Annotated in this window: 9 protein-coding genes; 5 read left to right on the top strand and 4 right to left on the bottom strand. The window is 74.5% G+C overall.

What is annotated here, in order from left to right; genetic code table 11:
* Positions 1 to 262: 262 nt before the first annotated feature.
* Positions 263 to 4,432 carry a trypsin-like peptidase domain-containing protein gene (locus ABZ459_RS52485; protein ID WP_357989018.1) on the top strand — a complete coding sequence of 1,390 codons (4,170 nt, stop codon included), beginning with the start codon at positions 263 to 265 and terminating at the stop codon, positions 4,430 to 4,432.
* 3 nt (positions 4,433 to 4,435) lie between these two features.
* Here the strand turns inward: ABZ459_RS52485 and ABZ459_RS52480 are convergent, their stop codons facing one another.
* Positions 4,436 to 5,266, bottom strand: a complete 831-nt coding sequence (locus ABZ459_RS52480) for an SAM-dependent methyltransferase (RefSeq protein WP_357989016.1) — start codon at positions 5,264 to 5,266, stop codon at positions 4,436 to 4,438.
* Positions 5,267 to 5,398: 132 nt separating this feature from the next.
* Between ABZ459_RS52480 and ABZ459_RS52475 the strand changes: the two genes are divergently transcribed.
* The 4 genes from ABZ459_RS52475 to ABZ459_RS52460 all read left to right on the top strand — a co-directional run bounded on the left by ABZ459_RS52475 (position 5,399) and on the right by ABZ459_RS52460 (position 8,602).
* Positions 5,399 to 6,049 carry a nitroreductase family protein gene (locus ABZ459_RS52475; RefSeq protein WP_357989014.1) on the top strand — a complete coding sequence of 217 codons (651 nt, stop codon included), beginning with the start codon at positions 5,399 to 5,401 and terminating at the stop codon, positions 6,047 to 6,049.
* 35 nt (positions 6,050 to 6,084) lie between these two features.
* Positions 6,085 to 6,546 carry an Rrf2 family transcriptional regulator gene (locus ABZ459_RS52470; protein WP_357989012.1) on the top strand — a complete coding sequence of 154 codons (462 nt, stop codon included), beginning with the start codon at positions 6,085 to 6,087 and terminating at the stop codon, positions 6,544 to 6,546.
* Between the two features lie 67 nt (positions 6,547 to 6,613).
* Positions 6,614 to 7,762 (top strand): globin domain-containing protein, encoded by a 1,149-nt coding sequence (locus tag ABZ459_RS52465; RefSeq protein ID WP_357989010.1) that lies wholly within the window; start codon positions 6,614 to 6,616, stop codon positions 7,760 to 7,762.
* Between the two features lie 90 nt (positions 7,763 to 7,852).
* Positions 7,853 to 8,602: a GNAT family N-acetyltransferase gene (locus ABZ459_RS52460; protein ID WP_357989008.1), complete on the top strand. Its 750-nt coding sequence runs from the start codon at positions 7,853 to 7,855 to the stop codon at positions 8,600 to 8,602.
* A 14-nt stretch (positions 8,603 to 8,616) separates the two neighbouring features.
* Here ABZ459_RS52460 and ABZ459_RS52455 read toward each other — a convergent pair whose 3' ends face one another.
* The 3 genes from ABZ459_RS52455 to ABZ459_RS52445 form a co-directional block, all read right to left on the bottom strand.
* A complete protein-coding gene (locus ABZ459_RS52455) occupies positions 8,617 to 9,651 on the bottom strand; it encodes a DUF5685 family protein (RefSeq protein ID WP_357989006.1) in 1,035 nt (344 codons plus the stop codon).
* 72 nt (positions 9,652 to 9,723) lie between these two features.
* On the bottom strand, positions 9,724 to 10,152 hold the full coding sequence (locus tag ABZ459_RS52450) for a hypothetical protein (protein ID WP_357989004.1): 429 nt from the start codon (positions 10,150 to 10,152) through the stop codon (positions 9,724 to 9,726).
* Positions 10,153 to 10,155: 3 nt separating this feature from the next.
* Positions 10,156 to 10,686: a hypothetical protein gene (locus ABZ459_RS52445; RefSeq protein ID WP_357989002.1), complete on the bottom strand. Its 531-nt coding sequence runs from the start codon at positions 10,684 to 10,686 to the stop codon at positions 10,156 to 10,158.
* Positions 10,687 to 11,154: the final 468 nt, after the last annotated feature.

The raw sequence follows: 11,154 nt of genomic DNA, 5'->3' as shown, positions 1-11,154 counted from the left end.
AAGATCCAGTATGTGGTCACCAAGTGGGGTGACGGTGTGGGCAGGAAGGCTGCTCCGGTGGCGTTCGACACGGGTGCCTGGCGTCAGCAGGACACTGGCACGGCCCCGCTGTCGGTCAAGAAGTAACACGCACGCACGAGTGAAGGGCGTTCCCTGCGGGGGACGCCCTTCTCGCATGTCAAGGAACGGCAAACGCCGCCCCCGCCCAGCGGCCATACTGGCTCACCTGACGACCCGGAGTGACGGACGGTGACCGTAAGTGATGGAAACGGGGCCTGACGAGGCGCTGAACTTCGCCGTCCTGCGCGTGCGCGGCCCCGAGGGGGACGTGGCGGGCGCGGGCTTCCTCATCGCGCCCGACCGCGCCCTGACCTGCGCGCACGTCGTCTCCGGCGCCCTGGGCCAGGCCGACGGCTCGCCCCCACCGGGCGCCTGGGTCACCGTCGAGCTGCCCTTCGCCGGCGAGCACGCGCCCGTGCGCGCCCACGTCGAGCACTGGGTCCACACCGCCGCCGACGGCTCGGGCGACATAGCCGTCCTGCGCCTGGACGCCGCGCCCCCGGGCGGACGCCCGCTGCGCATGGCCGAGCCGCGCAGCCTGTGGGGCCACCGGGTCGTCGTGGCCGGGTTCCCGCACGGCCTGCGCGGCGGCGGCTGGCACACCGGCCGGCTGCTCGGCGGCACCCAGCAGGGCTGGCTCCAGTGCGCCCCCGACGACCCCCGCGGCGTGCCGATCGAGAGCGGCTTCAGCGGCAGCCCCGTCTGGGACGTCGAGCTCGGCGACGTCGTCGGCATGGTGGTCGCGGCCCAGCCCGGCGGGCCCCGCCAGGCGTTCGTGATCCCCACCCGGTCGCTCACCCGCGCCGTCCCCGCCCTGGCCGCGACCGTACGGCCGGCCTCGCCGTTCCGCGGGTTGTCGGCCTTCCGCGAGGGCGACGCCGCCGTCTTCTTCGGCCGCGACGTGGAGACCGCCCGGATCGCCCGCCTCCTCCAGGCCCACCCCGAGGTCACGCTCACCGGCCCGTCCGGCTGCGGCAAGTCCTCGCTGGCGCTGGCCGGGGTAGTGCCCGCCATGCGCCGCCAGGGCTGCCAGGTCGCCGTCCTGCGGCCCTCGGCCGTGCGGTCCTGGCCCGACGCGCTGGCCGCCGAACTGGCCGCCCTGTCGCACCCGGGCCTGACCGGGGCCGACGCGCTGGCCAGGGCCGACGCGCTGCGCGAGCCGCTGAGGAACGGCCGGCTGCCCGACGTCGTCGCCCAGGTCCTGCGCGACACCGGCGCCACCGGGCTGCTGCTCGTCGTCGACCAAGCCGAGGAACTGCTGGTCGGCGACCCCGAGCAGGCGGACGAGGCGGCCGGGGTGCTGGCCGCGGCCCGCGCCTGCCCGGCCGTCCGGGTGCTGTTCACGCTGCGCGCCGACTTCCTGCCCGCCGCCCTGTCCCATCCCGCGCTCGGCGGCTCGCTCGGCCGCGAGACCTACGGGCTCACCCCCATGACCCGCGACCAGCTCCGGCAGGCCGTCGAGGCGCCGCTGGACGCCGTCCCCGCCGTGACGTACGACCCCGGCCTGGTCGACCGCATCCTGGGCGACGCCGGCAGCGCGCCCGGCGCCCTGCCGCTGATCGGCTTCCTGCTGGACCGCCTCTGGCACGAGCAGCAGGGCGGCCGCATCACCCACACCTCCTACGAGGCGTGCCGCGGCGTACGCGGGGCCCTGGGCGCGCAGGCCGAGCAGGTCTGGGCGGCGTGCGTGCCCGAGCAGGACACCGCGGCCGGGGAGGAACTGCTGTCCCGGCTCGTCCGGGTCGCCGCCGGCGCGCACGCGCCGCTGCGCCGCCGGGTCACCCGCGAGGAGGCGGGGGAACAGCGCTGGCTGACGGCCGGCCGGCTGGCCGCCGGGCGGCTGCTCGTCATGGACACCGGCGAGGACGGCCGCCAGACCGTGGAGCTGGCCCACGAGGCGCTGATCACCGAATGGCCCCGGCTGGCCGGGATCGTGGCCGCCGACCTGAAGTTCCTCGAATGGCGCGACCTGCTCCACCAGGACATGGGCCGCTGGCGGCAGGCCGACCGCGCCCCCGACCGGCTCCCCGGCCCGCCCGAGCTGGCCGCCGCCGCCCGCTGGCTCGCCGAACGCCCCGGCGACCTGACCGAGGACGAGCGCGACTACCTGGACCAGGGCCGCCGCCGTCAGCAGCGGCGCACGCTGCGCCGCCGGAGCGCGATCACCGGCGCGGGGGTGGCGCTGCTGACGGTCGTCTCGCTGGTCGCCTGGACGTTCTACCAGGGCCGGATCGGCGAGCAGCGGGCCGCCGAGTCCCGCTCCCGCGCCCTGGCGGGCGCCTCGGCCGACCTGGCCGAACGCGACCCCGAGCTGTCGTCGCTGCTGGCCGTCGGCGCCTACCGCTCGGCGCCCACCCAGGAGGCCAGGGCCCAGCTCCTGCAGCGTTACGTCGAACACCGGTACACCAAGGGCGTGGCCACGGGCGCGCTCGGCTCCATCACGGCCGCCGACGCCAGCGACGACGCGCGCGTCCTGCTGGCCACCACCACCTCCGCCTCCGGCCGCGCCACGCTGTTCACCCGCGGCCCCGACGGCCGCTACCGGCCCGCCCACCTGCCCGACCGGGGCGGCACCAGCCGGCCCGCCGTCTCCGCCGACGGCGGCCTGATCGCCTACGCCCTCGACGACGGCGGCGTGGTCTGGCACCGCGTCGACCCGCGCGACGGCGAGCTGCTCGACCAGGGGCACGTCCTGGCCCGCCAGGACCGGCCGGCCCCGGCCGACGGGCTCGCCGCCGACGAGCCCGCCGCCGACGTCAGGGCGGACGGCGACGACGGCTGGATCGTCACCGCGGGCCCGAAGAAGCTCGTGCTCCAGTCGCTCGGCACCGACGGCACGCCCCGCACCTGGGTGTACGACCTGCCCGCCGACCTGGTGCGCTTCGGCCCCGACGCCACCACCCTGGTCGTCCGGGAGAAGGGCGTGGCCAAGGTGTTCAGCAGCAAGGGCAGCCCGGTATGGCGGCAGCTGACCATCCGCGAGCTCGGCCCGGCCGACGGCCTGGCCGTCTCCGGCGACGGCGCCACCGCCGTGACCTGCCGGACCAGCGACGACGGCCGCGCCGCCACGTACACGGGGTTCGCGGTGCGCGACGGCGAGCGGCTGGGCGGCTTCCAGGCCGGACGCCCGTGCGGCGCCTTCGTCGTCGACCGGGAGGGGAAGCGCGTGGCCGAGCAGGGCGCCTCCGGCTGGGAGCTGGTCGACCTGGCCGGTGGCCTGACCCTGTCGCGCACCTGGATCGACGCCCAGACCAGCGCCGCCCCGGTCGCGCTGGTGGGCGCGCCCGGCGCGCAGGAGCTGCTCACCAGGTCGTCCGACACCCTGGTGCTGACCGCGCTGCGCGACGGCGAGCAGCTCATCGGCAACCCGGCGCTGCTCCAGGGCGGCACCCGGATGGTCGCCCAGGCCGACGGCGGCGCCCGGCTGCGCCTGATGGAGACCGGCGAGCCGCAGCGCACCCTGGCCGACGTCTCCCGCGCCAAGAGCCCGAAGGGCCTCGACGCCGACGGCGACCCCGTCGTGGACGCGTCAGGACGCCTGCTCGCCGACGCCGTCACCGCCACCAGGGTCGCCATCCGCGCGCTGCCCTCGCTGTCCCCCGTCACCGAGGTCACCACCGCCCGGCCGCCCGAGGGCACGCACCTGACCTACTTCTTCAAGGACGGCGACCTGTTCACCTTCGCCGGCCGCCGCCTGGAGCGCTGGGAGCCCGCCACCGGCCGCCGCAAGAGCGCCTTCGACGTCGCCGGCCCCGGCACGGTGGTCACCGAGGTGCAGGTCAGCCCGTGGAACGACGGCCACCTGATGGTCGCCGTGCAGGGCGCCGACCACCTGCGCACGATCGACCTGCGTACCGGCGAGGAGGTCAAGGACCGCCGGCTGACCGTGGGCTCCGACGTCGTCAGCGGGTTCGTCTTCGACCACGCGGGCACCCACCTGCTGCTGTTCCGCAGCGGCATGCTGCCCGAGGTGTGGCTCACCCACCCGCTCAGGAAGGTGCTCGGCCCGCTGCGCTCGTCGGGCGAGAACATCCGCGGCGGCGAGCGCATGACCTCGATCATGCCGGAGAACGCGGGCCGGCTGTTCCTGTTCCGCGAGCGGGAGATCAGCGTCTTCGGGCTCGGCGAGACCGGGGTGTCCTACGAGGAGGGCTACACCTTCCGCCAGGCCCAGGACTTCCTCGACATCTCGCCCGACGGCTCGCTGCTGCTGCGCCTCAAGGGCGGCGACGGCGCCGCGGGCTACTCCACCGACCTGCTCCGGCTCGACCCGGACACCTGGCGGGGGCGGCTGTGCGAGGTGTTCGGCCGCCGCTTCACGCCCGGCGACCGGCAGCAGGTGCCGATCACCCTGCCGGACGCGGTCTGCTGACCGTCACGGCTTGCGCCCGACCCCGCCCAGGAAGGTGTGGTACGTGATGCCCAGGGCCGGCCGGTAACCCGGCTCGGGCCGCCACTCGGCCAGCGGCACCAGGCCGGGCTCCAGCAGCTCCAGGCCGTCGAAGAAGCCGAGGATCTCCTCGCGGGTGCGCCACCGCCCGGTGCCCATGGTGTCGTTGAACAGCCGCTCGGCCTCGAACGCCTGCCGCGACACCTCCGGGCGCTCCTCCATCGGGTTGTGGAAGTGGGAGACCGCGACGTGGCTGCCGGGCGCGAGCCGTCCGGCCAGGCGTGCGGCGATGCCGGCCGGGTCCTCCTCGTCCGACAGGTGGTGCAGGATCCCGAACAGCAGCAGGCCCACCGGCTCGTCCAGGTCGAGGAGCTGCCTGGTCTCGGGATGGTCGAGGACGTCGTCGGGCCGGCGGATGTCGGCCTCGATGACGGTGGTGCCGTCGTCGACGGCGAGCAGGGCCCGGCCGTGGACCAGCACGATCGGGTCGTGGTCGACGTAGACCACCCGGCAGCCCGGCGCGGCCGCCTGGGCGATCTCGTGCACGTTGCCCTGCGTGGGCAGGCCCGACCCGATGTCCAGGAACTGCCGGATACCGGCCTCGACGACCAGGTCGCGGACGACGCGGGCCAGGAAGTCCCGGTTCGACCGGGCCGCCTGCGGGGCGTCCGGGGCGATCCGGAGCGCCATCTGGGCCACCTCGCGGTCGATCTCGAAGTTGTCCTTGCCGCCGAGCATGTAGTCGTAGACGCGGGCGACGCTGGGCTTGGTGGTGTCCACGTCGAGGGCGGGCGCGCCCTGCTCGTCGTCGGCCACGGTCGGCTCCTTCGGTTGCGTCGGTCGAGTCCGGCTGGCGTGATCATACGTCCCGGGGCGCGGAAAAATCAGGCCCAGGCCGGGCCGTACGGGCTACGGGATTCCGGCGGCCCGCGTTGACATGATGAGCCCATGACGATCGAACCACTGGCCCCGGACACCCTCCTCACCACCACCCGCAGCGTGCGCAGGCGCCTCGACCTGTCCCGCCCGGTCCCGGCGGAGCTGGTCCGCCAGAGCCTGGAGGTCGCGCTCCAGGCGCCCAGCGGCAGCAACCGGCAGGGCTGGCACTGGATCGTGGTCACCGACCCCGAGCGGCGCAAGGTGATCGGCGACTACTACCGGCGGTCGTGGAACAGCTACCACACCTCGGACGGCTCGGCCCACTCGATGTTCCGGGACGACCCGGCCCGCGCGGCGGTCCAGGAGCGCGTCAGCGGCAGCGCCGCCTACCTGGCCGAGCACATGGGCGACGTGCCGGTGCTGGTGATCGGCGCGATCGAGCTGCCCGGCGGCCGCCTGCCCGAGGGCAACCAGGCCGGGCTGTGGGGCTCGCTGCTGCCGGCCGCGTGGAGCTACATGCTCGCCGCCCGCGCCCGCGGCCTCGGCAGCGCGTGGACCACCCTGCACCTGGAGTACGAGAGCGAGATCGCCGAGCTGCTCGGCATCCCGGCCGAGGTGCGCCAGGGCGTGCTGCTGCCCACCGCGTACTTCACGGGGGAGACCTTCCGGCCCGCCGCGCGGCAGCCGCTCGACGAGGTGCTGCATCTCGACCGCTGGTGACCCGGCGACCCTCCGGCGGCGCCTAACGTGAAGACATGCGCCTGACCGCCTTCACCGACATCTCCCTGCGCATCGTCATGCGCCTGGCCGTCGCGCGGGAGCGGGAGCCGCTGACCACCCGCGCGGTCTCCGGCATGCTCGCGGTCCCGTACACGCACGCGGCCAAGGCCGTGGCCCGGCTGAGCGAGCTCGGCGTGGTGGAGGCCAGGCGCGGGCGGGGCGGCGGGCTGGCGCTCACCGCACAGGGGCGGGCGGCGTCCGTGGGGGCGCTCGTCCGCGCCCTGGAGGCGGCCGGCGACGTGGTGGGCTGCGAGGACGACCCGCCGTGCCCGCTGCGCGCCGCCTGCCGCCTGCGTACGGCGCTGCGCCAGGCGCGGGAGGCCTTCTACGCCTCGCTCGACACGGTGACCGTCGCCTCCCTGGTCGACGACCCCACGGGCCCCGCGCTGCTGTCGCTGACCACCCCCGGGGAGAGGGCCGCCGTCACCGCTCCGTAATATGTATCTCAGATACCAATTTTCTGAGCGGCGGTTTCGTGCTGCCTTCCCCCTCTGGAGGTCCCCCATGTTGTCCGATGAGTCGGCGTCGGTCGTCCGCGCCACCCTGCCCGTCGTCGGAGCGGCCCTCGACGACATCACGGCCCGGTTCTACGACACCATGTTCGCCGACCGCCCGGAGCTGCTCGACGGCCTGTTCAACCGGGGCAACCAGCGCAACGGCGAGCAGCGCAGGGCCCTGGCCGGCTCGATCGCGGCCTTCGCCGGCGCGCTGCTCGACCACCCCGGCGAGCGCCCCGACTCCCTCCTGGCCCGCGTCGCCCACAAGCACGCCGCCGTCGGCGTCACCGACGACCAGTACGTCATCGTGCACAAGTACCTGTTCGGCGCCATCGCCGAGGTGCTCGGCGACGCGGTCACCCCGCAGGTCGCCGCCGCCTGGGACGAGGTCTACTGGCTGATGGCCGGGGCGCTGATCGCCATGGAGGCGCGCATCTACGCCGAGGCCGGCGCGAGGGAGGGCACCACCTGGCGGCAGTGGCGGGTCGCCGAGCGCCGGGAGGAGACGGCCGACGCGTTCTCGCTGGTCCTGGCCCCGCTGGGCGACGAACCCGCGCCGGCCGCGCTGCCCGGCCAGTACGTCAGCGTCCGCGTCCGCATGCCCGACGGCGTCCACCAGCTCCGCCAGTACACGCTGTCCGGCTCCGGCGCCGACGGCCTGCGCCGCATCACCGTCAAGCGGGACGGCGAGGTGTCGGCGCTGCTGCACGACACCGTCCGGCCGGGCGACGAGCTGACCCTGTCGGCGCCCTTCGGCGAGGTCACCCTGGCCGGGGGCGAGGCGCCGCTGGTGTTCGTCTCGGCCGGCATCGGCTGCACGCCGATCGTCGCGATGCTGGAGCACCTGGCCGCGGCCGGCGACGACCGGGACGTCCTCGTCCTGCACGCCGACCGCTCCGAGGACGGCCACGCCCTGCGCGCCGACATGGAACGCCTGGCCGGCGCCGGAGGCGTCTTCTGGTACGAGGAGGGCGACGGCCCCCGCACCGGACGCATGGACCTGACCGGGGTGGAGATCCCCGAGGGCGCGGTCGTGTACATGTGCGGCCCGCTGGCCTTCATGCGCGACGCCCGTGCCCAGCTCATCGAGGCCGGCGTCGCGCCCCGCGACATCCATTACGAGGTGTTCGGCCCCGACCTCTGGCTGGCCGCCTGACCCACGGCGGTCGCAGGTGGAAAACCGGTTGCCCCGCGATGGGGGCGGCCCTACCTTGTGACCGTCGTACGTCGACCGAGAGGACTTCACTTGCTGGGCGCCCGCGTGCACGCATACCTTCGAGCGGCGGCCGGAACCGGGGCACACCGGGCCGGGCCGTTCCTGATCCGCTTCGACGAGCACGACGACGCGCCGCCGTTCAACTACGCCATCCCCGACGACGACCTCGCGCCCACCGGCGAGCAGGTGGCCGCGCTGGCCGCCGCCTTCCGCGAGCGGGGCAGGACACCCCGGCTGGAGTACGTGCCGCAGGTCGCGCCCAAGGTGGAGGAGGCCCTGCTGGCCGCCGGGTTCGCCGCCGAAGGGCGCTTCCCGCTGCTGGTGTGCCCGGCCGGGTCACTGGCCGAGCCGCCCGCCGACGCCGCCGTACGGCTCGCGCTGGTGACCGACGACCCGGGCCTGTGGCAGGTCGCGCGGGTGATGAACGCGGCCTTCGACGCGCCCGAGGCCAACGAGCACGACGTCGCGCGGCTGCGCGGCGTGCTCGGCCGCGGCGGTCTGGTGGCCGCGGCCACCGACGCCGCCACCGGCGAGGTCGTCGGAGCCGGCCAGCTCGGCGGCCCCCAGGAGGGCGTGGCCGAGCTCGCCGGCATCGCCGTGCGTGACACGCACCGGCGGCGCGGCATCGGCGGAGCCGTCACGGCCCTGCTGACCAGGGCGGGCGTCGAGGCCGGCATCACGATGCCGTTCCTCACCCCGGCCGACGACGCCGCGGGCCGCGTCTACGCCCGCGTCGGCTACCACAAGGCGGGCGAGGTCCTGCACATCTCGGCCCCCTGAACCCTCTCGCCGGCTCAGCCGCAGTCGCAGCAGCCGCCGCAGTCGGGGCAGTCGCAGCTGCTGCAGTTGTCCAGGTAGCAGCGCTCGCAGCAGGGCCGGCCCGCCTTCTTGCTCCACCTCGGCCGCCAGAGGCCGCAGGTCAGGAACGTCGCCACCCCCGCCCCCGACTTGCGGATCCAGCCGGGACGCCGGTAGGAGGCCGCGCCGAACCCGCGCTCGACCGCCCGGCGCACCTCGGCGCCGAGCAGCCGCTCCACCAGGTGCCGCTCGGCCAGCTCCAGGTCGGCCACGGCGAGGGCGAGCCCGTGGGCGGCGTCGTCGCAGAGCCGCCGCGCCCGCTCGCGGCCGGTGCCGGTGGCGGTCAGCGGGTTGAACGCGCCCCGCTCGTCGTCGGCCGCCTGGTCCTCGACGGCGTCCAGGAGGTGCGCGATGCGGCCGAAGAACCGGCCGGCCTCGGCCAGCGCCGCCGCGTTCCCCGGCCGTCCGGCCAGCACCGCGGTGTGGGCGAAGGCCGCCGCCACCGCCTCCTCGGCGGGCGCCGTGAGGTCGAGCACGTCCATGGGGGCGGCCAGGGCCCGGCGCTCGCGTTCGAGCTGCCGGTCGACCGTCGCCGACAACACGGCGGTGTCGAAGCCGACGCCGGCGGCCAGCCGGGCGCCGCCCGCCTCCCAGCGGGCCGCGAGCAGGCGGCGGGCCGGAGCCGTGCCAGGGGCGGCGTCCCGGTCGGCCACCTGGTCGCGCAGTCTGCCCGCGGCCAGGACGAGCGACACCCCCGCCGCCAGCCGGGCGCCGCGGCCGTCGGCGTCCACCACGTCGGCGGAGCGGAATCCGCGCAGCGCGCACGGCCCGGCCGTCCGGTGCGGCACGGCGGCCGGGAGCTGGGCCTCGGTCAGCACCGAGAGGATCAGCGTGTCGTAGTTGGTGGTCAGCCGGGCGGCGTGCCCCTGCCCGTCCCGCAGTGTCAGGCAGAGCCCGCACAGGTGCGCCCGCCACGCCGCGCGTACCGCCGCGCACCCGTGCTCACCGCACGGACGGATGATCCCGAACACACAAACCTCACAAGATCCTGAAAACGCTGGAGGAATCGTACGGGCGATCGCCCGTACGCGGCAGCCGCGGGTTCAGGCGCGGGGGCGGCGCGCCCGTCTGGCCGCCACCGTCAGCACGGCCGCCCCGGCCAGCGTGAGCAGCGCGGTGAACAGCCACTCGTCCGAGCCCTCCGGCCCGTAGACACGGGTCAGACGGCCGGTGTCCACGGCGGCGGTGGCCTGTCCGGCCGCCAGGGTGCCGCGGTCGCTGCCGTACAGCTCGACGTCGCGCCGCCGGACCCGTCCGTCGCCGGAGGTGAAGTCCCCGGCCCAGACGCAGGACTCGTGCCCGGGATGCTGCACGCACCGCAGCTCCCGGGCGGTGAACGCGCCGCTCACCCCGTCGGCGCGGGCGGCCCGGACGACCGGGCCGAACTCGGGCACGGACACGAACAGCAGCAACAGCCCCACGACGGCCAGCACCACCGTGAACCCGCTCGGACGTCGTCTGGTGACCGCCATGAGCTAGTGCGCCACCGCGCAGGTGCAGGCGGCCCCGCCGTGCTCGGCGGCCCGGCGGTGGAGCAGCATCGCCACCACCATCGGCGCGAAGACGACCGCGTTGTAGAACAGGTGCAGCTCCATCCGGGGCAGGAAGATCTGCAGGACGCTGGTCGGGACCGGCCGTCCCAGCAGGTAGAGCCCGGTGATCTTCTGCACGAGCAGCAGCAGGTGCTCCATGTGGTGCCAGACCTGGATGCCCAGGGAGATGTTCCACCACGTGCGCGAACGGCCGGCGAACCCCTTGCGCAGCATCAACAGGCCCACGAGCATGAGCAGCGCGTACCCGTAGTGCATCCACTCCGAGGTCACCAGCCACGGGAACGGCAGGCCGAGCACCCCGCGGGCCTCGCTCAGCGGCCACCCCCAGACGTAGACCTGCACGGCCTGCACCAGGTGCTCGGCCCAGTGGGCCACCACGATGAGCATGAAGACCGTGAGTGCCGCCTTGTGGTGCCGTCCGTTGAGCGTGGACGCGCTGATCGTCGTCGCCATTCCTCACCTCGTGTCTGTTGCGCTGACGCTGGCGCAACGATCTCGGACGGCACTGGGAACGGGCTTGCATCCTCTTTGCAGTTGGCTGGTAGCGGCGAGCACGGCCACGCACGTCGGCCGTCACCGGGGATCGGCCCCCGGAAGAACGCCCAGGTCATGGGGGGAATGCCCGGAGCTTGCCGGTGGTTTACATACGCATACCCCATGGGCTTTGGCAGTGATTGAGGCCGTTTGCCCGGGGTTTACGGTTCAGAGGTAGATCATTGCCCGTTTTGGGGTGTTTGGTTTGCGTTTGTCCGTTTCTTGGGATAGTGTTGTATCTATCCAGCCGGTGGAACCACATCACGTTCCCGTGGGACCACCCGCACAGTAAATTGCGCTCCACGTAGCGACCGATGGCGTTTGTGCCCGGCTACGACCTTCATGTCTTGTCTGAGTCAAGCGAGCGCATGCCCCCCTGATGATCGA

The organism is Nonomuraea sp. NPDC005692, assembly GCF_040631115.1.
In the GTDB taxonomy this organism is placed as follows: domain Bacteria; phylum Actinomycetota; class Actinomycetes; order Streptosporangiales; family Streptosporangiaceae; genus Nonomuraea.
Note: the sequence above shows the minus strand (reverse complement) of the source record. Positions and strands in the feature narration are given on the sequence as shown.